The 24781-nt window shown below is 59.3% G+C and carries 29 protein-coding genes and 1 pseudogene; 12 read left to right on the forward strand and 18 right to left on the reverse strand.

Annotation, left to right across the window (positions count from 1 at the left end; all coding sequences use genetic code 11):
• Nucleotides 1-14 precede the first annotated feature (14 nt).
• Nucleotides 15-1592: a threonine ammonia-lyase, biosynthetic gene (gene ilvA, locus T5B8_RS03145; protein ID WP_353176199.1), complete on the reverse strand. Its 1578-nt coding sequence runs from the start codon at nucleotides 1590-1592 to the stop codon at nucleotides 15-17.
• Nucleotides 1593-1738: 146 nt separating this feature from the next.
• On the opposite strand from ilvA, the gene proC reads away from it, so the two are divergent.
• From proC to T5B8_RS03170, 5 genes are all read left to right on the forward strand, one after another.
• Complete coding sequence (gene proC / locus T5B8_RS03150; RefSeq protein WP_353176133.1) at nucleotides 1739-2563, forward strand: pyrroline-5-carboxylate reductase; 825 nt, start codon at nucleotides 1739-1741, stop codon at nucleotides 2561-2563.
• Between the two features lie 3 nt (nucleotides 2564-2566).
• Nucleotides 2567-3130, forward strand: coding sequence for a YggT family protein (locus T5B8_RS03155; RefSeq protein WP_353176135.1), 564 nt, complete (start codon nucleotides 2567-2569; stop codon nucleotides 3128-3130).
• Between the two features lie 4 nt (nucleotides 3131-3134).
• Nucleotides 3135-4286 carry a homoserine O-succinyltransferase MetX gene (metX, locus tag T5B8_RS03160; RefSeq protein ID WP_353176137.1) on the forward strand — a complete coding sequence of 384 codons (1152 nt, stop codon included), beginning with the start codon at nucleotides 3135-3137 and terminating at the stop codon, nucleotides 4284-4286.
• Nucleotides 4283-4918: a methionine biosynthesis protein MetW gene (gene metW, locus T5B8_RS03165; RefSeq protein ID WP_353176139.1), complete on the forward strand. Its 636-nt coding sequence runs from the start codon at nucleotides 4283-4285 to the stop codon at nucleotides 4916-4918. Before metX ends, metW begins: the two co-directional genes overlap by 4 nt.
• 77 nt (nucleotides 4919-4995) lie before the next feature.
• Nucleotides 4996-5346 carry a DUF4426 domain-containing protein gene (locus T5B8_RS03170; protein WP_353176141.1) on the forward strand — a complete coding sequence of 117 codons (351 nt, stop codon included), beginning with the start codon at nucleotides 4996-4998 and terminating at the stop codon, nucleotides 5344-5346.
• 772 nt (nucleotides 5347-6118) lie between these two features.
• Here T5B8_RS03170 and T5B8_RS03175 read toward each other — a convergent pair.
• The 4 genes from T5B8_RS03175 to T5B8_RS03190 form a co-directional block, all read right to left on the reverse strand.
• Complete coding sequence (locus T5B8_RS03175; protein WP_353176143.1) at nucleotides 6119-6565, reverse strand: tellurite resistance TerB family protein; 447 nt, start codon at nucleotides 6563-6565, stop codon at nucleotides 6119-6121.
• Nucleotides 6565-7206 (reverse strand): alpha/beta hydrolase, encoded by a 642-nt coding sequence (locus T5B8_RS03180; protein WP_353176144.1) that lies wholly within the window; start codon nucleotides 7204-7206, stop codon nucleotides 6565-6567. The genes T5B8_RS03175 and T5B8_RS03180 overlap by 1 nt, the downstream gene beginning before the upstream one ends.
• 6 nt (nucleotides 7207-7212) lie before the next feature.
• Nucleotides 7213-9156, reverse strand: a complete 1944-nt coding sequence (locus T5B8_RS03185; RefSeq protein WP_353176146.1) for a cation:proton antiporter — start codon at nucleotides 9154-9156, stop codon at nucleotides 7213-7215.
• A gap of 101 nt (nucleotides 9157-9257) precedes the next feature.
• Complete coding sequence (locus T5B8_RS03190; RefSeq protein ID WP_353176148.1) at nucleotides 9258-9926, reverse strand: TIGR04211 family SH3 domain-containing protein; 669 nt, start codon at nucleotides 9924-9926, stop codon at nucleotides 9258-9260.
• Between the two features lie 506 nt (nucleotides 9927-10432).
• On the opposite strand from T5B8_RS03190, the gene T5B8_RS03195 reads away from it, so the two are divergent.
• From T5B8_RS03195 to T5B8_RS03225, 7 genes are all read left to right on the forward strand, one after another.
• Nucleotides 10433-11242, forward strand: coding sequence for a TatD family hydrolase (locus T5B8_RS03195; protein ID WP_353176150.1), 810 nt, complete (start codon nucleotides 10433-10435; stop codon nucleotides 11240-11242).
• 67 nt (nucleotides 11243-11309) lie between these two features.
• Nucleotides 11310-11579 (forward strand): ElaB/YgaM/YqjD family protein, encoded by a 270-nt coding sequence (locus T5B8_RS03200; protein ID WP_353176152.1) that lies wholly within the window; start codon nucleotides 11310-11312, stop codon nucleotides 11577-11579.
• A gap of 3 nt (nucleotides 11580-11582) precedes the next feature.
• A complete protein-coding gene (locus T5B8_RS03205; RefSeq protein WP_353176153.1) occupies nucleotides 11583-12080 on the forward strand; it encodes a hypothetical protein in 498 nt (165 codons plus the stop codon).
• 261 nt (nucleotides 12081-12341) lie between these two features.
• On the forward strand, nucleotides 12342-13130 hold the full coding sequence (locus tag T5B8_RS03210) for a hypothetical protein (protein ID WP_353176155.1): 789 nt from the start codon (nucleotides 12342-12344) through the stop codon (nucleotides 13128-13130).
• A 2-nt stretch (nucleotides 13131-13132) separates the two neighbouring features.
• Nucleotides 13133-14158, forward strand: coding sequence for a substrate-binding domain-containing protein (locus T5B8_RS03215; protein ID WP_353176157.1), 1026 nt, complete (start codon nucleotides 13133-13135; stop codon nucleotides 14156-14158).
• A complete protein-coding gene (locus T5B8_RS03220; protein ID WP_353176159.1) occupies nucleotides 14155-15663 on the forward strand; it encodes an ABC transporter permease in 1509 nt (502 codons plus the stop codon). Before T5B8_RS03215 ends, T5B8_RS03220 begins: the two co-directional genes overlap by 4 nt.
• Before the next feature lie 15 nt (nucleotides 15664-15678).
• Entirely contained in the window at nucleotides 15679-16719 is a 1041-nt protein-coding gene (locus T5B8_RS03225) for an ABC transporter ATP-binding protein (protein WP_353176160.1), read from the forward strand.
• 34 nt (nucleotides 16720-16753) lie between these two features.
• Here T5B8_RS03225 and T5B8_RS03230 read toward each other — a convergent pair whose 3' ends face one another.
• The 13 genes and pseudogenes from T5B8_RS03230 to T5B8_RS03290 form a co-directional block, all read right to left on the reverse strand.
• Nucleotides 16754-17230 (reverse strand): MFS transporter, encoded by a 477-nt coding sequence (locus T5B8_RS03230; protein WP_353176162.1) that lies wholly within the window; start codon nucleotides 17228-17230, stop codon nucleotides 16754-16756.
• Nucleotides 17202-17327: pseudogene (locus T5B8_RS03235) on the reverse strand (DUF6429 family protein); the annotation flags it as partial. The gene T5B8_RS03230 and the pseudogene T5B8_RS03235, both read right to left, overlap by 29 nt.
• Before the next feature lie 205 nt (nucleotides 17328-17532).
• A complete protein-coding gene (locus tag T5B8_RS03240) occupies nucleotides 17533-17805 on the reverse strand; it encodes a DUF2442 domain-containing protein (RefSeq protein ID WP_006915657.1) in 273 nt (90 codons plus the stop codon).
• Nucleotides 17786-18022, reverse strand: coding sequence for a DUF4160 domain-containing protein (locus T5B8_RS03245; RefSeq protein ID WP_353176164.1), 237 nt, complete (start codon nucleotides 18020-18022; stop codon nucleotides 17786-17788). Before T5B8_RS03245 ends, T5B8_RS03240 begins: the two co-directional genes overlap by 20 nt.
• A 508-nt stretch (nucleotides 18023-18530) precedes the next feature.
• Nucleotides 18531-18875, reverse strand: coding sequence for a GIY-YIG nuclease family protein (locus T5B8_RS03250; RefSeq protein ID WP_353176166.1), 345 nt, complete (start codon nucleotides 18873-18875; stop codon nucleotides 18531-18533).
• Nucleotides 18876-18995: 120 nt separating this feature from the next.
• Complete coding sequence (locus T5B8_RS03255; RefSeq protein ID WP_353176168.1) at nucleotides 18996-19175, reverse strand: hypothetical protein; 180 nt, start codon at nucleotides 19173-19175, stop codon at nucleotides 18996-18998.
• A 687-nt stretch (nucleotides 19176-19862) separates the two neighbouring features.
• Entirely contained in the window at nucleotides 19863-20054 is a 192-nt protein-coding gene (locus T5B8_RS03260; RefSeq protein WP_353176170.1) for a YodC family protein, read from the reverse strand.
• 12 nt (nucleotides 20055-20066) lie between these two features.
• Nucleotides 20067-20426: a hypothetical protein gene (locus T5B8_RS03265; protein ID WP_353176172.1), complete on the reverse strand. Its 360-nt coding sequence runs from the start codon at nucleotides 20424-20426 to the stop codon at nucleotides 20067-20069.
• A 100-nt stretch (nucleotides 20427-20526) separates the two neighbouring features.
• Nucleotides 20527-21414 carry a hypothetical protein gene (locus tag T5B8_RS03270; protein ID WP_353176174.1) on the reverse strand — a complete coding sequence of 296 codons (888 nt, stop codon included), beginning with the start codon at nucleotides 21412-21414 and terminating at the stop codon, nucleotides 20527-20529.
• 87 nt (nucleotides 21415-21501) lie between these two features.
• Nucleotides 21502-21957, reverse strand: a complete 456-nt coding sequence (locus T5B8_RS03275; RefSeq protein WP_353176176.1) for a hypothetical protein — start codon at nucleotides 21955-21957, stop codon at nucleotides 21502-21504.
• 81 nt (nucleotides 21958-22038) lie between these two features.
• A complete protein-coding gene (locus T5B8_RS03280; protein ID WP_353176178.1) occupies nucleotides 22039-22848 on the reverse strand; it encodes a DUF3800 domain-containing protein in 810 nt (269 codons plus the stop codon).
• A gap of 631 nt (nucleotides 22849-23479) precedes the next feature.
• Nucleotides 23480-23863: a DUF4145 domain-containing protein gene (locus T5B8_RS03285; protein WP_353176180.1), complete on the reverse strand. Its 384-nt coding sequence runs from the start codon at nucleotides 23861-23863 to the stop codon at nucleotides 23480-23482.
• 352 nt (nucleotides 23864-24215) lie between these two features.
• The gene (locus T5B8_RS03290) at nucleotides 24216-24707 is read right to left on the reverse strand and encodes a hypothetical protein (protein WP_353176182.1); all 492 of its coding nucleotides are present in this window, start codon (nucleotides 24705-24707) and stop codon (nucleotides 24216-24218) included.
• Nucleotides 24708-24781 lie beyond the last annotated feature (74 nt).

Raw genomic sequence — 24781 nt, forward strand, 5'->3', positions numbered from 1 at the left:
GCTTGAACGATCGATCAGTGCGAGTGCAGAAACAGCTGGTAGGCCGGGTTCTGACTTTCCTCGGCGTAGTCGTAACCCAGCGCATCCAGCGTGGCGCGGCAGTCGGCCTGCTGATCGGGCCCGACCTGCATGCCCACCAGCACGAGCCCGTGGGCATGACCGTGGTTGCGATAGTGAAACAGCGAGATGTTCCAGCGATCGCCCACGCTGTTGAGGAATTTCAACAATGCGCCCGGGCGCTCGGGGAATTCCACCCGGAACAGCACTTCGTCACCGGCACCACGCGCCCGGCCGCCGACCATATGGCGCACATGCAGCTTGGCCATTTCGTTGCGGCTCATATCCACCACCTCGTAGCCATCGGCTTCGAGATCGGCGATCAACGCATCGCGCTCGGCTACGCCGTTGGTGAGCTTGACGCCACAGAACACCTGGGCACGCTCGGCATCCGCATAGCGGTAGCTGAATTCGCTGATCGAGCGATCGCCAATACGCATACAGAACTGGCGAAACGAGCCGGGGCGTTCCGGAATGGTCACCGCCAGCAGCGCTTCGCGGCGTTCGCCCAGTTCCGCGCGTTCGGCGATATAGCTCAGCCGGTCGAAATTGACGTTCGCCCCCGACGTGATCGCCACCAGATCCTGGTTTTCGATACCGGTTTCGGCGACGTATTTCTTCGCACCCGCCACGGCCAGCGCCCCGGCCGGCTCGGCCAGCGCGCGGGTGTCTTCATAGATATCGCGCACCGCGGCACAGATTTCATCCACGCTGACGGTCATCATCGCGTCGACATGCTTGCTGCACAGCCGAAACGGTTCCTTGCCGGCCTGCTTGACGGCCACGCCATCGGCAAACAGCCCGACTTCCGGCAGCATCACCCGCTCGCCCGCACGCAAAGCCGCGCCCATGCTCGCGGCATCTTCGGGCTCCACGCCGATCACGCGGATCTCGGGGCGTACGCTCTTGATATAGGCGGCCACGCCGGCCAGCAGCCCGCCGCCACCGACACACACGAACACCGCATGAATATCCTGCGGATGCTGACGCACGATCTCCATACCGATCGTGCCCTGGCCGGCGATGACGTCCGGATCGTCGTAGGGATGGATATAGACCAGCCCATCGCGTGCCTGCAATTCGGCGGCATGGGCCGCGGCTTCGTCATAGCTGTCGCCGTGGAGCACGATCTCGCCGCCAAAACCGGCCACCGCCCGGACCTTGATCTCGGGCGTGGTGCGCGGCATGACGATCACTGCGCGAATACCCATATTGCGCCCGGACAGCGCCACGCCCTGGGCATGGTTGCCGGCCGATGCGCAGATCACGCCGCGCTCACGCTCTTCGGGCGTGAGCTGGGAAATTTTGTTGTAAGCGCCGCGCAACTTGAACGAATGCACCGGTTGCAGATCTTCGCGCTTGAGATAGAGCGCGTTACCGATACGCTCACTCAGCTGGCGGGCCTGCATCAACGGCGATTCGATCGCCACATCGTAGACACGCGCGGTGTTGATGCGCTTGAGATAATCGGCATCGCCGATATCCACGGCCGGCGCGGTCGACGATTCGGCGGTCTGTTTCAGGCTGCTGTTCATGGGTCGCATGGGTTAGAACAAGCGTCAATGCTAAACCCTTGCGTGCTTGCAGACCATCGTCGAGGCGTATCCAGGCCACCGATATCGGCTCGCGACAGGCACACGCCATCGCGTATCATGCGCCCAGTTTGTCGACCGGGGTCGAAATGGACACCAGCATTGTTTTTGTAGGCGGCGGCAACATGGCCACCAGCCTGATCAGCGGCCTGCGCAACGCCGATTGGGCCGGCGATCGTATTACCGTCATCGAGCCGGATGAGGCCAAGGGCGAACAGCTCGCCAAAGACTACGGCGTGAACACCGTCGCCCAGGCGGATGCGCAAACCCTCAAGGCGGATGTGATCGTGCTCGCGGTCAAGCCGCAGATGCTACGTGAAGTCGCGCAAGGCCTGGTCGAACCGCTGGGCGATCACAAGCCGCTGTTCGTATCGATCGCCGCCGGCGTACCGATCGCCGGGCTGCGCGAATGGCTGGGCGCGGATCATGCCTATGTGCGCTGCATGCCCAATACGCCATCGCTGATCGGCGCGGGCGCGACCGGCCTGTATGCCGACGACGGGGTGAGCGACGACCAGCGCAAACTCGCCGACGCCATCCTCGAAACCGCCGGCGTGACTGCCTGGGTCAACGACGAATCGCTACTCGATGCGGTCACCGCCACCTCTGGCAGTGGCCCGGCCTATTTCTTTGCCTTCATGGAAGCCATGCAGGCGGGCGCGATCGAACTCGGCCTGGATGAAGCCACGGCACGCGAGCTGGTACTGCATACCGCACTCGGCGCCGCGCGCATGGCAATCGAATCCGGCGACGACCCGGCTACCCTGCGCGAAAAAGTCACTTCGCCGGGCGGCACCACCGCCGCCGCGCTCGAACAGTATGCCGAGGGCGATCTGAACGCACTCGTGGGCCGCGCCATGCAGGCTGCGGCCAACCGTGCCGACCGTCTTGCAAACGAACTGCTCGATAAGTAGCCGATGCTCAACAACGCCAACGACGCCCTGCTGTTTCTCGTCGATACGGTCTTTGCGCTGTATATCGTGGTCGTGCTCATGCGCGTACTGCTGCAGTGGGTGCATGCGGACTTTCGCAACCCCATTTCGCAGTTCGTCTGGCAGGCCACGCGCATGCCGGTAGGCCTGATCGGCAAGCTCATCCCGCGCTGGCGCAATCTGGATATCCCCGCGCTGGTCTTCGCGGTGATCCTTTGCTTCATCAATATCGAGATCGATCTCGCCCTGGCCGCGCCCCAATTCGGCCCCCAGCCCGTGCTCGCCCTGTGGTGGTCCGTGCTCAAGGCCGCGGTGCTGGTCTGCAATTTCTATTTCTTCACCATCCTCATCCAGGCGCTGATGTCGTGGATATCGCCCGGCCAGTATTCCCCGGCCACGGCGATTCTGTGGACGATCAATGAACCGCTGCTGCGCCCGGTACGCAATGTCGTGCCCATGGTCGGCGGGCTCGATCTGTCGCCGCTGGTGGTGATCATCGGTTTGCAGGTCATCAGCCGCCTGCTGCCGCTGCCGGGCCTGTTCCGTTAGCGATATGACCAGCCACGCCCACACGCCGGCATCGGTGGGTCTCGTTGCGCCGCAGACCCTGCATGTCGAAGGCCCCATGCGCCTGGATTGCGGCAAGCAGCTGACCCACTTCGATCTGGTTTACGAAACCTACGGCACGCTCAATGCCGATGCCTCGAACGCGGTACTGATCTGCCACGCCCTATCGGGCAATCATCACGCGGCCGGCTATCACAGCGAGCAGGATCCCAAGCCGGGCTGGTGGGACAAATGCATCGGCCCCGGCAAGATGATCGATACCGATCGTTTCTTCGTGGTGTGCCCGGCGAACCTGGGCGGCTACAACGGCTCCACCGGGCCGGGCAGCTTGCATCCGGACACCGGCCGCCACTACGGCCCGGATTTCCCCGTGGTGACCGTCGCCGACTGGGTGCGCTCGCAGGACATCCTGCGTGCGGCGCTGGGTATCGAGCAGTGGTGTGCGGTCATCGGCGGCAGCCTCGGCGGCATGCAGGTCATGCAGTGGGCGATCGACTTCCCGAATCGGCTGCGCCATGCGGTGGTCATTGCTGCCGCACCCAAGCTATCGGCCCAGAACATCGCCTTCAACGAAATCGCCCGTCAGGCCATCGTGACCGATCCGGAATTCCACGGCGGGCGCTACTACGAACACAACGTGGTACCCCGGCGCGGCTTGATGCTTGCACGCATGCTCGGCCATATCACCTATCTCTCGGACGAGGCCATGCGCGCCAAGTTCGGCCGTGACCTGCGCGACGGGCGGATTTCCTACGGCTTCGACGTGGAGTTCCAGGTCGAATCCTATCTGCGTTATCAGGGCGCATCGTTCGTCGATCGTTTCGATGCCAACACCTATCTGCTGATGACCAAGGCGCTGGATTATTTCGATCCGGCCCATACACACGGCGGTGATCTGGCCAAGGCCTTCGCCCCAGTAACCGCACGTTTCATGGTGATTTCGTTCACTTCGGACTGGCGTTTCGCGCCGGCGCGCTCGCGCGAGATCGTGGATGCGCTGGTCGATGCCGGCAAGCAGGTCTCCTACGCCGAGGTGACGTCCGATCTCGGCCACGACGATTTTCTGCTGACCATGCCGCACTACGTAAATACGCTGCGCGCCTATCTCGATCGCGCCGCACGCGAGATCGGCGCATGAATACGCAAGCCACGAACAGCCATGATGGCCTGCGCGACGATCTGGCGCTCATCTCGAACTGGATCACCCCCGGCGCGCGCGTGCTCGATCTGGGCTGCGGCGACGGCGCGCTGCTGGCCCATCTACAGGCCCACAAGCAGGTCAGCGGTTATGGCCTGGAAATCGATGCCGACAACGTCATCGAATGCGTGGCCGCCGGCGTGAACGTGCTCCAGCTCGATCTCGATGCCGGCCTGGAGCAGTTCGAGGACAACAGCTTCGACTTCGTGGTGATGAGCAGCGCGCTCCAGGAAGTGCGCCGGCCCGACGAGCTCATCGACGAAATGCTGCGTATCGGGCGTGACTCGATCGTGACCTTTCCCAACTTCGGCCACTGGAAACCGCGTATATCGCTGGGCCTGCGCGGGCTGATGCCGGTCTCCGGTTCCTTGCCGAACCGATGGTACGATACCCCGAACATCCATCTTTGCACCGTGCGGGATTTCGAAACCTTATGTCGGCAAAAACAGGTGGACATCGTACGCAGGCACGTGGTCAATCATGCGCATCGCAGCAATATCGGCATGCGCACCTTTCCCAACCTGCTCGGCGAAATCGCCCTCTACCAGCTACGCCATCACGCCACGCGCTGATTGCGCTCGCATTTTTCGCCCTGCTGTGGATCGCCCTACCGGCAGTCGCCGGCGGCAGTATCAACAGCGGCGACTATGTGCTGCATTACAGCGCCGTGAACAGCTTGCAGATCCCGCAGGCCGTGGCCGACGCCAACGATATCGAGCGCGACGGCGATACCGCGATCGTGATGATCACGCTGCAAAAACCAACCGGCGATGCGCCCCTGAATGCGGTGCCGGCCAACGTCACCGGCAGCGCACGTTCGCTCATGGGCGAACGAAAAGCGCTTTCGTTCAAGCGTGTGGAGAGTGCGAACAGCGTGTACTCGCTGGCGCCGGTGGCAATCAAGGATGATCAGACACTGACCTTCGATCTGGACGTGCAGGCCGTAGATGGCCGCGCCACCATCCCGGTGCGCTTCAACCAGACGTTCTTTACCCGCTAAGCGCTGATTGCTGCCATACCACGGTGCTGCCGTACCACGGCATGCTCAAGGCCACTGTCGATGATGCAGAAAACATAGCGGGCCGTGCTCAAGCAAGCAGGTTGTCCGCAAATGAACGCGAAGAAACGCGAATAAGACACCAGAGCAATGGATTTCAGGGCCGGGATCGGTGGTTCGAGGCAAATACCAACCGCTGTCGAAGCGCGTAAAGCCTTCGCTGGTAGTTCTTCGAGCGACTTCGCGGCCGGCTCGCGCCTCGAGCCCGCAACGCCTGGAACGTAACACGGTATCCGCGTGAATCTGCGTCGATCTGCGGAGGGTTTGCCTCGTCAAGACAAACCCCTAAAGGACGGGCGACCACTGATGCGTATGCGCTGCGGAAAAAGTCGGTCCGCGCCGTTCAAGCAGGCAGGTTGTCCGCGAATGAACGCAAAGCCACGCGAACAAGGCGAAAATCAGATCGCGCCACGCCCGGGTGGCCTGCTGTTCACGCCGCAAGCTGGGCCCTGTACTAAATAATCAAACCGCTTGGATACGATCAAACGCGCCCTTGGTGCGTGACCACGCGCTACGTACGGTGTGTCTTCTGGCGCTCAGTTGCAGCCAAATACCGGACGCGGCCGTTGCACGGCGCCAGGCGACCGCCGCGTTTTCGAAGCCGGCCACCATGTTTGCGTTCCTTGGCGCATCCGGTAGCGCCCAGGCGAATGCCCCGTTGGATCGATCCGAGTCAGCAAAGCTTAGTAGTCCGACCGTGGTGCGATGGATCCGGCTACGCGCCGGTCACCGCGAGCTTGGCGCGAATGAACTGCTCGTGCGGCAGGTATAGCAGTTCGGAGAGTTCGCGTAGCAGATGCTCTTCATGGGCATCGATATGGCGGTCGGCATAGGCCACGCGCCACAGCATTTCCAAGACCTGGCGTTTTTCGCCCTCATCGAGGCCGTCGTTGAGGGTCTTGAGGTATTTGTACAGCGATACCGATTGCTGCGCCTTGGGCGCGGCCGCGGCCATGAGTTCTTCGGTTTCGCCCGCATCGAGGCCGAAGTGACTTTGCAATTGACGGCGTATCTCGGCGTATTCGACCTCGTCGTGGCGATGGTCGGCATGGGCCATCTCCAGCAGCAGCACGGCTGCAGCGATGCGCTGGGCGCGCTCGATATCGCGCGGTTCGTCGACCTGAGGATTGAGCGCCTGGCTCAATCGTTCAAACAACCCCATTACAGACTCTCTTTCAGATGCGCGACCACGCGTTTTCTCAGATCGGTGAGCCGGCCATGCAGGAAGTGCCCGGCCCCTTCGAGAATCTGGACATCGACCGGCGGCTCGAGTTCACGTACCGCCGCGATCGACGTATCGACATCGATCACATCGTCGGCATCGCCGAACACGGCGAGCCAGTCGGTTTGCGGACGGGGCAGCGCACCGTCGAAATAGGTCGACGGAAAGCCGACCGTCACCAGGCTCGGCGGCGCGTCGCGATCGGCCAGCCGTAGTGCGACCGCCGAACCGAACGAAAACCCGGTGAGTGCGGCCAGCGGCAAGTCGGAAGCGGCCAGCGCCCAGTCGCGCACTGCGGCCGCATCGTCCACCTCGCCGAGGCCGGCATCGTAGCTGCCCTGGCTCGCGCCGACACCGCGAAAGTTGAAGCGGATCGCGGCAAGGCCGGCCATGACCGCGGCGCGCGCGATCATGAACACCACCTTGTTGTCCTTGGTGCCGCCATGCTGCGGATGCGGATGACAGATCACCACGATACCCCGCGCGCCCTCCTCGGGCGTATCGATATCGATCTGCAGTTCGCCGGCCGGGCCGTCGATCTGTCCGCTGGCGCTTTCGCCGGCTTCGGGCCATTCGAGCATGGTTTTCTAGGCTTTGTCGGATGAATCGGGCAGGTTCGGGCCGGAGTCCGGGGCGATGCCGCCCGTGCTCGGGTTCTCGGCATTCTGGGCCGCGGCCACGCGTTCGCTCGCCGCCTCGGCGCGTTCGGCACGTGCGCGCCGGCGTTCGCTGCTGCTTTTCTTGGGCGCGTAGTAGATCACCGTATCGCCCTCTTCCGGGCGCGGTGTGCCGCCTGCGGCATGAAACAGCACCGTGCTATCGGCATAGAGCGTGGCAATAATCACCGCATCGGCCGGGCAATCCCGCCGAAAATCCTCGCGCGTATAGGTATCGGTCAGGCGCGTCTTGTAGAACTGCCAGCTCTGGAAATGCTTGCGCCAGAGTTCTTCGTACTGGGCGTTCTCGTGAAAGGCCGGACGCCCACGCAACGGACGGGCCACGACCTTGGACTCGTTGTCCTCGTCGGCGGCATACATCGGCAGCTGGAATACGCGATCGTGCTCGAGGCTGGTCACGAAATGCGAACACACCAGTGCGTTATAGGCATCGTTGCTGGTGGCAGCCAGCAGGCAGGATATTTCGTTGAGTTCCAGCGATTGCTGGATCTGGTCCGAGAGTACCTCGCCGTAGAGCACGCGCACGCCCGCCAGACGCGCGGTACGCAGACGATGCCAGGATGAATCCACCAACAGCACCTGCACATTGAGCTCGTTGGTGAGCGCTCGCGCGAGCTCGGTCGACCACGGCGAGGCGCCGACGATGAGCACACCGTTGGGCTCTGCCGACAGACGCAGCCAGCGCGATACGCGCCCAATCGAGAAGCCGTGCAAAATAACGGTCGAAAAGACGATGGCGAAAATCAGTGGCAACAGCTGCTCGGCGCCGCCATAGCCGGCCTCGACCATGCGCGGGCCGAACACACCCGCCACGGCGGCCGCCACGATACCGCGCGGCGCAATCCATGCCACCAGGGTGCGGTCGCGCCAGTTCATGTCGGTGAACGCGGTCGCCAGCAATATGGCCACCGGCCGCACGACGAACACCACGGCGAACACGAGCGCGGCCGCATGCCAGTCCAGATGCAGTAACACGTTCGGATCGAGATCGGCCGTGAGCACGATGAACACAGTCGACACCAGCAAAATGGTGATGTATTCCTTGAATCGGCGCAGTTCGGCCATGCCGGCAATCGAGAGATTGCCCATCACCATGCCCATGACCGTCACCGCCAGCAGACCGGCTTCGGCAAAGAACTCGCTGGCGACACCATAAATGACAAGCACGAAGGCGAACGTCAGCGGCGCCTTGAGATATTCCGGCACCCAGGTGTGATTGAACGCCCAACCCAGCGCCAGCGCGACGCCGCCGCCGAGCAGGAACGAGATCAGAATCGCCCAGCCCAGGTCCACGAATACCTGCGCGCCGTCGGCGGCATCGGCCCCGGCGAACACGAAATACTGAAACACCAACACCGCCAGCAACGCGCCGATCGGATCGTTGATGATGCCTTCCCATTTCAGATAGGAGGCCGTGCGCCGGTTGAGCCCGGCCTGGCGCAGCATGGGAATGATCACGGTCGGCCCGGTCACGATCAAAATCGCGCCGAACAGCAGCGACACCGCAATCGACAGCTGGCCGATATAGTAGGCTGCTGCCGTATACAGCGCCCACGAAAGCACCGCGCCCACCGAAACCAGGCGTTTCACGCCCGACGCGGCTTCCTTGAATTCGTGCAGGCGCAGACTCAGCCCGCCCTCGAACAGGATCACCGCGACGGCCAGCCCGACCATCGGCGACAACACGTCGCCGATATCCTCGGAGGGATTCACCACGCCGAATACCGGCCCGGCCAACACGCCACTGACCAGAAACAGCACGATCGCCGGCATGCGCAGCCACCAGGCGATCCACTGCGAGAACACGCCCAGGGCGACAATCGAAATCAGGATCAGGGAAAGATGATGTTCCATTCAGCGTTCGCTAGGCGACGCGGGGCGCGCATCGGAAACACGGGTAACCATAGCCGGCACGCGGCCGGCCCACAATGGCAATGTACGAGCGGTGGCCGCGCTCAGAGCGAATCCCAGCTGCTGCCCTTGCGCCGACGCCGGAACAGCGGCAGCACCAGCCCGATAATCACGCCACCGATGAGAATCAGCGCGCCGATCTTCATGCCATCGCGCCGGCTTTGCAGGGCCGCGTTTTCGTGGCGCAGACGCTCGTTGTCGCTACGCATCGACAACAGTTCTTCGCGGTATTTCTCGTTTTCGTTGCTGATGCGTACCGCATCCGCCGACGTCTCGCGCAGCTGCTGCAGGCGCTGGGACAGCTCCTGATTCTCGTTCTGCAGGTTCGTCTTGGTCTCGGTCAGTTCTTCCGAGCCGCTGCGGACTTCGGAGAGCTGCTCCTTGAGCTGCTCGTTTTCCTGCTTGAACTTCTCGACCTGGGCCTGCATCGAAGCGATACGCGTACGCGCGGCCGGCTGATCGGACAAAAACCGGGTCAGCACATAACCGGTGGTGCCATCGGCAGTACGCACCTGGGTCCAACCATTCGCCTCGGAGAGCGTGGTCAAGCGATCGCCGGCTTCCACCAATTCACTGATGCGATAGCCCGTGCCCGGACCACGACGCATGTTGATCGACAACTCGTCGCTGACATAGCGCGTGGCGGCAGTCGCAACGCTGCTGAACAGCATGATCCCGACAAGGCCGGCGAGCAGCCCGGATTGATAACGCATGAGAGGCCTTTCTTCGATTCAGGTTTCAGTCGTTCGAGCGTCGGCACGCAATCCGCGCGGCGGTAAACACCACGGCGGTCGGCCAGCGCCCGAGTGTAGCAAACCCTTGCCGCGCTTCGACGCTCTTTTTAAGCGGGTGTCGCCAATGCCGCGAAACTGCCCGGCCTGCGACTGCATTATGGCTGCCCGCTTGTCAGGGAAGCTCTGCATAACCTCTCGCGGTTCGCGTTCGAGTGCTCAAATGCGTTGGGACAAGGCGTCCGAGCGCAGCGCCTGCCTCATTGGCAGGTCAAGCTCGGCAACGCCGTCGCGGAGCATTTGAGGCCGAACCGCTTAGCGGCCGGGGCTTTGCGCGCGCCTGGTCGGCGTCGAGGCAGGCGCACCGTGCAACCAGCACGCTACGTCTCCCTCTCCTTGCCAGCCACGCGCAAAGCACGCCGGCGCGACCGTGACAGGTTGTGCAGAGCTTCCCTAGACTACGCCGGTTTATCAGCAGCGGCGCGACTATGGAACTGACCGATATCGGCGCGAACCTCGCGCATGAAAGCTTTGCCGATGATCTGGACGACGTGCTGGCACGCGCCGAGGCGGCGGGCGTACGCCGGCTGGTGGTCACCGGCAGCGATCTGGACAGCAGTGAGGCCGCGGTTGATCTGGCCGGGCGCTATCCCGGCCAGTGCTTCGCCACGGCCGGGCTGCATCCGCATCATGCCCGGGACTGGAGCCCGGCCCACGAACAACTCATGCGCGACAGCGCGAGGGCCCAGCGGCTGGTCGCCATCGGCGAAACCGGGCTGGATTTCTTTCGTGACATCGCCCCGCGCGATGCACAGGAGCGCGTCTTTGCGGCCCAACTGGCCGTAGCCTGCGATCACGGCCTGCCGGTATTTCTGCACCAACGCGACGCCCATGCACGCTTTCTGCCCATTCTGCGGGAGCATTTACCGCATCTCACGCGTGCGGTGGTGCACTGTTTTACCGACAGTGCTCAGGCACTCGATGCCTATCTCGACGCCGGCTGTTATATCGGGGTCACCGGCTGGATATGCGATGAACGCCGCGGGCGTGATCTCTACGACAATGTGGCGCGTATCCCCGACGACCGCCTGATGATCGAAACCGATTGTCCCTATCTCATGCCGCGCACGATCCGGCCCAAACCCAAAACGCGGCGCAACGAACCGGCCAACCTGCCGTGGGTGGCCGAAACCGTAGCAGCCGCGCGTGACCAGTCGGTGGCGCAGGTCGCGGCACTCACGCATGCGAACGCGGGCCGTTTTTTCGCGATCGAGGGCTCGGACGCGCAGGGGCAGTAGTACGGATAGTCGCAAGGGGGTGAAAGCCGTTATGCTGGTTTCACCACTTTCGAATCCAGAGATTCCCATGAGCCAGAGCGCCGAAACCGAAACCCTGAAAAAAGACATCGAACAACTGCGTAACGACCTGGCCGCGCTCGCGAAAAGCTACCGTGCCTCTGGCGAGAATCACGCCCAGGCCGGCCTCGATGCCGCCCGCGGTAAATACGACGAATTACGCCGCGAAGCCGGCCGCCATGCCCAGGACGTGGGCAGCGAAATCGAAGCCCGCCCGTTCACCAGCGTGCTCGCCGCTTTCGGTATCGGCCTCGTTCTGGGCAAGCTGATCGGCCGCTAGGCCATGGGCACCGTTAAAGAAAAGATCATTCAGGTACTCAGCCTGAATGTCGTGCTCTGGCTGCTGATGCTGCTGGTGTTCAGCGGCCTGCTGCTGTGTACGGCCGGCGTTTATCTATGGCTGGCCACGCATTACACGCAGGTCGAGGCGCTGCTGCTTGCCGGCGGCGGGCTGATCGGCATCGTCGTGCTGTTGCTGATCGTGGTATTGCTGTCCAGACGCAGCACGCCGGCCCAGAAGCAGGCCCCGGCCAAGGCAAGCGCGAACAAGCCGGTGAACGCTTACGCCGACAACGCGATCGAACAACAGCTACGCCCGATTCTGGGTAACCAGGCAACCGACTGGGCCAAGCGCAACAGTGGCGTGGCGATCGCCGGGGCGCTGACCGCCGGCGTGGTACTGGCCGCAAGTCCGCGTGCGCGCGCGCTGATCGCCGGTGCAGCCGGGCCGATTTTCACCCGTAAGGCCATGCAGATGTTCGAGCGCATGACTGATAGCTAACCGAAATGGCGCCGCGGGCATGTCGAAAGGCGGCATGTCGGCGGCGCCGGTCTACGAAGCGAACCCTAAAACCCGCGCGCACCAGATCGCGCGCGATGGCGTAACGCGTCGCTGGGCTTATCGGTTTGTTCGGCCCAACCTGCGTCGCCCGGCCTGAGTTGCATGGACTACACCACCGCCCTTCGGTGCTTCGGGCTTGGAATAGGAATGATTATCAGTTAGTTTTTAGCCGTTCATTCATTCCGTGTTGGCGTATTTACGATGAAGCCTGTCTCGATTCTCCCCCGCTGCGCGCTGATTGGCGCGGCGCTCCTGTTTGCTCAAACCGTATCTGCCCACGGCGACGATGCCCCCAGCGTGGCCGAGGTCGGCGAACATATCGGCGACTACGAAAATGAAATCGCGGACATGAGCGATACCGTGGCCGCGATCGTCGCCGATTACGACAAAGGCGATTCGGTCGGCGAACGGGTCGACGAGCTGGTCGATACCTGGGAGAACGTCGAATTCCACGAAGCGGTCGAAACCCATGCGATGGTGCTCTACCCGCCGATCTGGACCGCGCTGGGCGGGCTGCGCGAAGCCGTGGACGAACCGGATGCCACCGCCGAGGTCCAATCCTGGCAGGCGCGTTTCGATCATGCCCTGCACGAAGGCGTTGGCGCCTTGAAGCTGGTGGCCGCACAAGGTGCCGCGGCACCGACCCCCAAACCCGCGGAACCGGCCGATGCCTCGACCATCGATATTATCAAACGCAATCTCGATACGGTGGTGGAACGCTATCGTTCGGGTGATGTCGAAGCCGCAAATGCGCTTCTCCATCAGACCTATATGGAACGCTTTGAAGGTATCGAAGGAACCCTGATCGAAAGCGATGCCGATCTCGTGACCGACCTCGAAAAAGACTTCAATGCCACCCTGCCGCTGCTGATGGAAAAATCCGCTTCGCCCAATAAACTGGCCTCGGCGGTGGAATCCATGCAGGCCAAGCTCGACCGCGCCCAGACCATTCTCGACGAAGCGGCCGATAACAAGCCGTCGGTGTTCTAGCCATGGATCGTCGCAGCCTGCTCAAAAGTGCGTTGGCACTTGGCCTGCTCGGCCCGGTAACCCCGTTGTGGGCGGCAGAAACGACGGCTGCGGCCGAGTCGGCCGACGACCTGCCGCCGCTGTCGGGCTCGCTGACGGTGTATCTGGGGCGCGGTGAAGGCGGACTCTACGATGATATCGTCGCCGCCATTCGCAAGCGCAACCCGGACCTCGATCTCAAGATCCGGCGTGCGCCCTCGGCGGCCCTGGCCAACACGCTGATCGCCGAATCCAAGGCGGGCGTGCGACGCGCCGATCTGTTCTGGTCGATCGATGCGAGTTCGCTGGGCGCAGTGGCCGCGCACGCGAAGACCACGCCCATACCCGGCGCGATCCAGCAGCACATCAAGCCCGATTTTCGCTACGACCAGTGGGCCGCGATCTCGGGCCGCCTGCGTACCGTGCCGTACAACCCTACGCGAATCGATCCAGCGCAGCTGCCTTCGCACATCATGGACTTCGCCGATACCGACCTGAAGATCGGCTGGGCGCCGGCCTATGGGGCGTTTCAGTCGTTCGTAACCGCCATGCGCCTGCTTGAAGGCGAAGATCGCACACGCGAATGGCTGCTGGGCGTCAAACGCCAGGCCAAGAGCTATGCCGGCGAACTGGGCGTAGTCATGGCGGTCGCCCGGGGCGAAGTGGACGTCGGCTTTGCCAATCACTATTACACCCTGCGGCTGAAAAAAGGCCAGCCCGATGCCAATGTGGCCCTGGCGCTTACGCAGAATGATGCCGGCAGCCTGGTCAATTCCTCCGGCGTACTGTTGCTCGACGATAATCCGCTGGCGCGCAATTTCCTGCGTTATCTGCTCAGTCGCGAGGTGCAGTCCTTTCTGGCCAGCCAGGCCTACGAGATTCCCATGGCCGCTGATGTGGCGCCGCCGGCCGGCCTGCCGGGCAAGATCCATCCGCCCGAAATCGATCTCACCCGCCTGAGCGATTTACAGCCGATCCTGGATTTGCTGCGCGAAACGCGCGTGCTATGAAGCGCGTGCCGCTGCTGTGGCTGGCTGCCGCCGTCATCGCGGCGGCCGCGCTCGCCCCCGTCGTCGTACTGGTATTCATGAGCCTGAATGCCGATGTGCTATTCGACGGGCGCAGTATCGAAATCCTGATCAACACCGGCCTGCTTGGCCTGCTCACGGTCGCCGGTGCTGTGATCATCGGCGTGCCGCTGGCGATCGTGACTACTTATACGGCCATGCCGCTGCGCCGGCTATGGGTGGCCCTGCTCGCCGCACCACTGGCCGTGCCCAGCTATCTGGGCGCATTCGCCTTCTTTGCTGCCTTCGGCCAGGGTGGCGAAATCGACGCGCTCACCGGCATTGCCACCCCGCGCGCCGAGGGGCTGATCGGCGCGACGCTGGTGATGACGCTCTATACCTATCCGTTCGTGTTCCTTGCCACGCGCGCTGCGCTGCAGACACTGGATGCCAACGTGGTCGATGCCGCGCGCACGCTCGGACTGCCATTGCCGGCCGCACTATTGCGTATCGTGCTGCCACGCGCCGCCAACGGTATCGCCGCCGGCGCGCTATTGGTCGCGCTGTATACCCTGTCGGATTTCGCGACCCCGGAGATCATGCACCTGGATACGTTCACCCGCATGATCTATGTCGAATACAACGCCTTCGGCCTGGATCGTGCGGCGTTGATGTCGTTGCAGCTGCTGGCCCTGGTGGTCTGCGTGCTGGTGCTAGAAGCGCGTATTCGCGTACGCCGCGAACGCCCGGGGCGCGTGCTGCGTTTGACGCTGGGCTGGCCGCTGCGCGTGGCGGCCACGCTGCTCGCGGTCGCGGTGCTCGCGGCCGCGTTGGTCCTGCCGATCGGAATATTCCTGCTCTGGCTGATACGTGAAGGCGGCGCCGGCTTCGAGTTCGGCTATGCGCTCAATTCCGCCTACGCCGCGCTTCTGGTTGCCGGTGCGGCGGTCACCGTGGCCTTGCCGCTGGCCTATGCGGCAAGCACGGGCTGGTTCGGCAAGTTGTGTGAGCGCGCCAGCTATCTGGGTTTCGGTATTCCCGGCATCGTCATGGGCACAGCACTCGTCTATCTGGGCCTGCGCGTACCCGTGCTCTACCAGACGCTGGCGCTGATGGTCGCCGCACTCACCCTGCGTTTTCTGCCGCTGGCCGTGGGCAGCGTGCGCTCCAGCACCGAGCGCGTGGAATCGAGTCTGATCGGTGCCGCACGCAGCCTCGGCGCCACACCGGCCGAGGCTTTCAGGCGGGTTAGCCTGCCGCTGATTCTGCCCGGCATCGTGGCCGGGGCCGCGCTGGTATTTCTGGAAGCCATGCGCGAATTGCCGGCGACCCTGCTGCTTCGGCCGAACGAATTCGATACCCTTGCCACCTATCTCTGGCGTGTCTACGAAGCCGGTTACCTCGGGCGCGGCGCGTTGCCCGCCCTGGCGTTGATCGCCGTATCGGCAATTGCGCTCGTACTCATGCTTTCCGGCGAGGCACGCCGTCAGCGCACCCTCGGTGTGTAGACAGGACAACAGCCCATGCTAGAAATCGACAATCTGTCGATCCGTTATGACAATGCCCCGGCGGTCGAAGACTTCAGTCTGGCACTCGCGGACGACGAAATCGTAACCCTGGTCGGGCCGACCGGTTGCGGCAAGACCAGCGTGCTACGCGCCGTCGCGGGCCTGATCGCGCCGTCGGCGGGCGAGATCCGTATCGGCGCCCACCGTATCGATGCAAAACGCCAGGTACCGCCGGAAAAACGCGGCGTCGGCCTGGTGTTTCAGGATTTCGCGCTGTTTCCGCATCTCAACGTTGAAGACAATATCGCCTTTCGCCTGAAGGATCGCGCGCCGGCCCGCCATTGGCTGTACACGCTGGGCATGGAAAAGCATCGTCATGCCATGCCCGATACGCTCTCCGGCGGCCAGAAACAGCGCGTGGCCCTGGCCCGCGCCCTGGCCCATGCGCCGTCGGTGCTGTTGCTCGACGAACCGCTGGCCAGCCTCGATGCCGCACTCAAGGCCGAACTGCGCTGGCAGATTCGCCAGGCCCTGAAGGCCGCGCGCGTACCGGCGATCTGGGTCACCCACGATCAGACCGAAGCGCTGTCGGTCGGCGATCGCATGGGCGTGATGCGCGCCGGCCGGCTCGAACAGCTCGATCGGGCCGATGTGTGTTTTCGCAAACCCGCGACCCGGTTCGTTGCCCGTTTTCTCGGCGATGCCGCCTTCGTGCCCGGCTGGATCGAGGCCGACCGCGTGCATACGGATCTTGGCGACACACCGCTGGATGACGCCCATTATGGCCACGGTGATCGCGTGGATGTACTGGTACGCCCGGACGATCTCGCACTTCGTCGTAAAACTGACGGCAACAGTCGTATTGAATGGAGCCGCTACGAAGGCGAAACCCGACTGCATGGCGTTCGCCTCAAGCAAGGCGAGCAACTGCTCGTGCGCACCAACCACGAAGATCGCTTCGAGGATGGCGAGTCGGTCGACATGCGCATCTGTGCCGGCCATGCGCTGGCTCTGTTCGAGCGCTCGGCACGCGAAGCGCGCGCTGAACCGGCATGAACTGAATTAACAAACAATAACTTATATCGCGTTTTTAATCGCGTTTCGATAGTTTAATCAATACCGCGCCCAGGAGCGCGCCGAGCAGCGTCAGGGCCGCACTCACGCCAAAGGTCAGGCGAAACGCATCCGCCGGACCGATCAACCAGCCGGCAACGGTCGGCCCGATCAGCTGGCCGGCGGCAAAGAATACGGTGACATAACTCACCGCCAGCGGTGCCTGATCGATATTCACCCGTTCCGTCGAGGCCGCCAGCGACGAGGTGAACATGCCGGTCACGGCCGCACCCAGAATCACGTAATGGGCGGCGAAGCCGAACAACGAAGGCGATAACACCGGCAACACGGTGCTCACGAACGCCAGGCTCATGGCCAGCGTCAGGCTCTGGGCGCGCCCGAGCCGATCGGACAGATTGCCCCAGAGCGGGCCGAACAGAATACCCAGCATTCCCATGAACGACGCCAGCGCCCCGGCGACATCGTCCTCGTTCGTGTAGCCGATCGGTCGCATCCCAGGGAAAGCCCTTCCATGCCCGCCTATCGTCGTGCAGCGTCAAGTACAGCAAGGCGAGCACGGCCGCGTCGATTTTATCGTCATCAGGTTCCATAAGCGGACATTACCGCGACCGCTCAGCAATATCCAAATCGGCTCGAACCGATTCCGAGCGCCTCAAAGCGCTGCGGGTGACCGGCGCCGAATGTGGCAATGCAAGACCTGACCCCACCGCCCTTCGCTATCTGTTCACATAACGCCAAAGCTCAGTTGCCGGCCGAAGCGCGGCAGCGCTTTGGGCGGTCAACTGCAGCGACCAGTTAGGTTTTTGATGGACGATATTCCACCGACTTTTTTCCCTCTAGAAGACCTAGAACCGATATGTCTTCATCTACGTCGGGCCAGTGAATGCCTTCTCCCTCGCCCAGCAGTTCGAAGTTCGAAAGCTGTTCGGGCGTAGCGCGTGCAAGACGAGGGAACCACACGAGCGGGACCGACAAAACCCGGCCATCGCTAAGCGAGACCACAAGCTCTTCGCTTGTGCATTTAACTTGAGTCGCATGTGGCACGACATCAATTGCTAAAGAACTCATTCCATGCCTCCATTAACGTATTTCGATGTTTCTCGACCAGCTTGAATAGCTCGTTGAGTTCATGAGCTGCAAAGCCCGTGCTTGAAGCAAGTGATACAGGTTCCAGCCAAAACTTCGCTAACATGCGCTCTCGCTGAACGTGGATATGCACGGGTTCGCTATTTTCGTTCGCGTAGAAGAAAAACCGGTATCCACCTATGCGTAATACGGTTGGCAAGACAAAACCTCTTTTAAACCTAACGCCGAAGCTCAGTTGCCGCCCGAAGCGCGGCAGCGCTTCGGGCGGTCAACTGCAGCGAACTGTTGGGTGACGCTAGCCACTCTATTACGCAAAGTGACTGAATCCCTAGACAAGCCAGGGGCACCCAGTTGCAGCCTCTAAATGAGCGGTTTTAATTCCACGCGAAACAATTAGCTCTATTTGCCTTTCGACGGCGGGGCATTGCCGCGGTTACCCCCAGAAGGATTGCCGGTGGTGCTCGGCCAGCCACCAGGAGCACCGTAACCTTTGCCGCCGCCACTCGAACCGCCTTTACTACCTCCACCGCTACTCTTTCCACTTCCTTTACCCATACATCCTCCGTTTTAATGCACGCCGGATATTTATCCTATTAAGCTCGCTCCGGCGACGAACTTAATTGTTAGACCCAACGCCGAAGCTCAGTTGCCGCCGGAGTGGCCGTAGGCCGCGGAGGGAACCCGAAGCGCGACAGCGCTTTGGGCGGTCAACTGCAGCGACCTGTTGGGTTTTTGTTGCTACCTGGTGCCACATACTCGGAACTGAGCTGCTTAAATTTCGGCCATCGGTTATAACCAATGCCAGGATTATTGGCTCGATGCGTACGAATCAGCTCCAGCTCCTTTCGGTTGATTTCGGCTCTGTTGGCGGTGTCCGATTCCCACAGAATTTCCCGGGTAATTGTGAAGCATTGCCGATCGGCTGCCGAGAAGTCCGCGGCGATTAAAGCGCTGTCAGCGCTACCGAAATAGTTGATGCTATTCGTCCTATCTTGCCCGATGTAGATCTTTCCATTCGGATAAGTAATTCGGTAAACGACTGCTTTGCTCATTCGATCTTTCGACAATATACCCAACGCCTAAGCTCAGTTGCCGCCGGAGCAGCCGAAGGCTGCGGAGGGTACCCGAAGCGCGGCAGCGCTTTGGGCGGTCAACTGCAGCGACCTGTTGGGCTATTTTTTGTCGGGCTCGCTGTCAGTGGTAAAGATTGAGCCGACTGTTTTTTGCTCAGAGTTGGTAGCTATATCCGAACCTCCGTTATCAGCAGGAGGAGGCGGTTCGGGAACGTTGAGTTCTGCAGTTTCTTCCGGTTGTTGTGCTTCGGCGGAAGTCCCGGGGTCGTCGTCAGGCATTTGAATTTCCTAGCTAAGAATTATTCACGGCATAGAAACCGGCCGCGATAGCGGCGGTTATACACGCACTTGAGAAAGAGCCAATCAAAACCCACGAGGTTCCTCTCAGCAGCCTCGCTCGCCCTCTATTACTGCGCATGTTGTGCGCGTATGCAAGGTCCATTTTATTAATAAAGCTCGTGAGGAAAACCGCATGCGAGTTCGGTCTCGAGTGTTTCAGCAGATCGTATGCCTCTCGACTGAACTCTCCCCAACCTCGTTGAGGTATTGAACGGTATCCCTTCCGAATAGGGATCGCATAGAGACAGAGACCAAACCCTACAGCGGCTAAAGCCCCGCTCAATAGACCAAAACCTAAAGAGTAAGTTTGCGAGGTTATATATGAACCGTAGCGATCAAACGCAGCCGTATAGACTCCTATTAATGCTGCAGAAACCCATAAATACGTTCTGGAAACATTCAGCTGATGCTGATTTATATTGACGATGCCTACGAAGTAGTCACGCATCACACCGTCTCGGATCGTATCTAAGGATTTCTCGTATTCTTCGTAATTTGGTGAAGGCATATTTATCTAGGCCCAACGCCTAAGCTCAGTTGCCGCCGGAGCGGCCGCAGGCTGCGGAGGGAACCCGAAGCGCGGCAGCGCTTTGGGCGGTCAACTGCAGCGATTTGTTAGGCCAATTTTTATATAACGGTGACACTTGGGCTTGCGGGCCTAAATTTCTTGAGTGTGGCTGATACAAATGTCTGGCGATGAGATTTTTTACCCTCGAACCACACGCACGAAATGTTTTCTCCTTCTACTTCCTCAACCGTCATGGGCACACCACCTGATTTCAGCTGAACAACATCACCAGCTTTAAAAGACTCACTCATTGTTACCCCTCGTTATTTCGTTTCAAGATTATCGTACTTCGGGAACGCCACTGGCACGCGAAATTTCACGCGGGACTCAATGCCACGAGATTCACTGCTCTTGCCTCCTGCGCCTACGTTGAGGAGCGATGCGACCGTTATGCCAACTCCTCCTTTCGTCTCGGTTCCTGAGTTAGCCAAAATAGCGACATCAAAATCGACATGTTCGATAGAACTACGCCGTCCGCCGATAACTAAATTTCCCGATTCATCTTTAGTCATGAAGGTGTTTATACGCGCCGTAGAACCAGCAGCCTGTAACTGCTTTTGAGCGTCCTCAATACCGGTTGAGATTTGCATGAGCGTTTCGGTAACGAACTGGCTCAGTTCCATATCTACTCCATAAGGCCTAACGCCCAAGCTCAGTTGCCGGCCGAAGCGCGGCAGCGCTTTGGGCGGTCAACTGCAGCGTTTTGTTAGGGCTTTAAATTAGCTACGTACTTTCCCAATCAACCGGCGCGGTGAACTCGGTTACTTCGAAAGGAACCCAAGACTCTTCGGCGTTATGCTCGACGTCCGGTGAGAGATTAGCGACCACACCAAAATTAAATTCTATTTCTGAAGGGTCGAACGACACGTGATATGGCTGGCGTTTTAACCCGGCACGTGTGGCATTTGCGAGCTGGACTGGTTGAAAAGAAAGCAGCCTTTCTAATTGCACCTGATTAAAGTGTAACGACATAGCCATATCCACATCGCCTGGCACGGTGGTTATAGTTGTATATTTGTCATCCTCCATTTTGCCTATGAAACACGATCTGCAAAATGGAGCAACAAATTCCGTTTCACTATGCGCACCGGTTCTGCATAAGAAAATCCCAAAGTCGGGATCGTATTCAACAAGCTCAGGATTGCCTTGGATGCTGCTGTTGAGGATTCTGTAGAGCTGTTCCCAAACAGAATCAATATCTCGAAGATCAAACCGCAATATCGGGTCGAATTTTTTCACTTGATAGAGAATAAATTCGTGGCCGTTGCATAGCGCATAAAGCTCGGCTCGAATATCTGGATGTATAGCGTAGCTATACGCTTGCTCGACATTAGAGCTTTTAAAAACGTCTTCGCGAGGCGATTTAGCATCGAGAATCCATAGTGGTTTAGCGTCTGAAAGAAAAACGTAGTCAGGAATTATCGATATTTTTTTCCGCTGAGACCCAATCGAAACGTACGGATGTATTAATGACTTGCTACGGATAACTCGTCTATCCCCTGCTACTGAGTAGCCTAGAGCTTTTATTATCGGTACGAGCAACTCTTCTCTTACCGAATCTTCTTTGAAATCCGGACCATCTAGAACAGTAAAGTCGAAATCTTCAAACATACGATATAGTCCTAACGCCGAAGCTCAGTTGCCGGCCGAAGCGCGCCAGCGCTTTGGGCGGTCAACTGCAGCGTATCGTTAGATTTATCAGACAACGTCACCATAGGCTTTTTTTAGTTCGAGAATAAGGCATTCGCTACGAGGCACGATGTATCGCTTGCCTACCGAATCCTCAAACCAGAAATTCCAATACGACGAACTTTCGCCGTCCGGGAACTGCACATAGAGATCCTCACGAACAATAGGTCGCTCGGTAAACTCACCCTCGCCTAAGCGCACGCCACCTGACTTATCCCCTAGTTGAACCGCCTCCCAGCCGCCTACCTCTAAGTCCCCGCCGAAACGGGAAATAATGGCGGCGCGTCGACCGTGGTTTGTGGCCTTTACCACTATATGAGGTTGGCCGTAGGTGTATTCGGCCGTATAGAAGATCGCTTCCACCTTTATTTTGCTTCGATCCAGCACCGTCCCATAGAGCGAGAGTAGGAACCCTGCAATCGAGATAATCAGTGCACAAGCTGCAATGTAGCCAGAAGGTTCCACTTTATATCTAACGCCCAAGCTCAGTTGCGGGCGGAAGCACGGCAGTGCTTTTGCCCGGCAACTGCAGCGCAATGTTAGGCTTCAATACATCCGCATATTAGTAATCTGCTGCTCTGGGAATATCCCGTTGCTTTCAAAAAATGCCTTGAGTTCTTCATACTGATTCCGAAACTTATTGGATTTAATAACCTTTGGGCTAAAAAACAAACTTAGTTCAGAAATATACCCATCGGATCGCTCCGAATAAAACAGTGGGGCAAGCATTCTAAGCAAGGTTCGAGCGGATGAAATCCTGTCCTCGTCGGCACGAGTAAAAGCATTAACCGCGAATCGAAACGAGCCGAGAACGATATCAATTACGCTCCCGAAGTGGGATTGCCCGATAGCCGAGTAATGAAAACCAATCACTCGGCTGAGTCTCATGCGTTTGGTATACGGCAAGCCGGTAATACCGATTGAGAACTTCTCTCTTAGATGCGCGTCAATTTGCTTGTCATCAAATCTATCTACGAGCACTAGCCCGTGACTGTCCGGGCGGTGCAAGTAACAATCGAAGTGATAGCAAATGGTATTGATCGCGTTCCTACGCGCTTCGTCTGGACTGCTCGCGATGTTGTGCAGAATCAAAGAGGAGAAAAACAAGCCGCCATGCTCGATAGCGGCCTCGATAATTCTCTGCTTCAGTTGGTTGAATTGCTGATGAGAGAGGTTCGGTGGGCTCGGGTTGAATTTGAGCACGAATTCCGGATCAACACCCGCTTCTACGCGTATATGCTCTACGGCCTCTGATAACGCTTGAGCGGCCTCCGCATTAACTACGAAGCCGCCGTACACGAAGAAATCGTCTTCGCGTTCTTCCAAGTTGCTTTCATCGCAGTAGAGGAGATGCATCAAAATACGCCTAACGCCTGAGTTCAGGTGCGCGCCTCGTGGCCTCCAGCGTAGCCGCTGGGGCTCGCCGCGTCACCTGCAACGACCGGTTAGGATTGCCTCCGAGACCGGCCAAGATAGGGCCTCTTCGAGGCCGTAAAACGCGAGTCACAGAATCGTTTAAATTCATGCCCTTAGTTAGATTTCACCCCACCTCTTAGTAAGGTGGGCTAGCCAGCCCCCTAAAAAGCAGTTCGACAGGCGCGGGAAAGGCCGGCAGATCGCCTGCCTGTGGTACCCGCAAACCTGGCTTTTGAGATACGCCGAGATGGTCCCCGTACCGGTAGAGCATGCTTCGCATTTCCACTAGCCGGATGGGAGTTGGTAACGGTAAGGCAGCGCGCACGGCCGCTGCGCCTGTCCGTCGCGCTGCTGGGCCGCCTGAGGCCCTCCAGGCCGCTAAAAGCGACAATTCGCCCCACGATGCCGCCCTGCCTCGCCGAAGGATTCAAGCAGTGACTGACAGCCGATTCGCCCCACGATGCCAACCTGACGGCCTAACGCCGAAGCTCAGTTGCCGCCGTAGCGGCCGCAGGCCGCGGAGGGAGCCCAAAACGCGCTAGCGTTTTGGGCGGTCAACTGCAGCGAATTGTTAGCGGCTGCTTCTTGGAGGAACACTGGCGCTGACTTGTTCGGCCTGCGGGCCCAGAATGTCTTGATGCAGAAGTAGCTCTACCAGATCAAGAACGAATATAACGGTTTCTTTTGACGGGCTGAAACCTCGATGTGCGGCTGCGCTTCCGGCTTCGATTGCTGGTTCGATTTGTTCAAGTTGGGCTGCTGAAAGGAAACCAATTTGTACGAGTTGTTTCAGTTTTCTCTTAAAAGAGCCGCAATCTCCGACCTTTTTAACCATATAGACGTCTAAAAGCGCTCTAAGTCCCATCAAAGCAAGCGAAAGAGCTTCGGCGTGAAGCGCAGTGTATATTTCAAGGATAAGCTGGTGTTCGGTACCATCTAATTTCTTATGCCACATTGGTAATTGCCGTCCAATGAGTGATGGATACCAAGTGTTATAACACTCCTCCTCGAGACTCTCCCCTGGTTCCATGTCGGTGTGCCAGAAACGTCTCCTTAAAACGATATTTTCACAGCCGCAACACTCATATAACGTCCATCTGGTACCGTATGAGGCGAGTGGATGCCCCGTCTCGTCTAGATCATCCTCACCTTCAGTGTCCTTCTCAAATAGGATCAGGTGCCGATTGACTCGCAGACATCGACTGCAGTGAATTGACTCAATTTGGTTCGTCATACGCTAACGTCACGCTTATCAGTAAATTTGGAACGGACCGAACTCTATCTGCTTAAAGCCCTTACTAGGCGCTTTACTTGCCATCCCAGTTTTCATTGAGCAAGTCCTTAAGACGGGCAAAGCTAGAAGTCAAATTAGTCAATACAGCATCAATCATAGCCATATTTAGCGGAACGCTTTGGCCTTGTGTTGATGTCATTGAGGATCTCTCGGCGGCAGACTTAAGTAATCGTTTCGAGTTTTCCATGCTGGCTTCCATATGCTTTTTATATGAATTCATTGCTTGCCGGTAACTAGCAGAAGTTTTAGGGTAGGGTAGCGATTTTTCAAACTTTACTGGAAGTTCAGTTTCTAATTCAGTTAGTCGCGGCGTCTTTACAACCCGCCTGTTTTCGTAAGATTTTTTTGCACTCTCCCACAGTTCTCTTTGATACTGTTGGGCGATGAGTACGTTTGCATTTAAACTCTTCTTTATTAAATCTATTTCTTGAGGGGTGCCAAGCTGTTTTATCTCATTCCAAAACTCTCTATGCATTTTTTGAGTTAGATATCCATTCTCAGCCATTGTCTTTTTCAGGATGACTTGCGCCCTAGGTGTGACCTCTCAGTAGATTGTTCATCCGAGCCGCAAGCCTTGAA

The organism is Salinisphaera sp. T5B8 (assembly GCF_040361255.1).
Lineage (GTDB): Bacteria > Pseudomonadota > Gammaproteobacteria > Nevskiales > Salinisphaeraceae > Salinisphaera.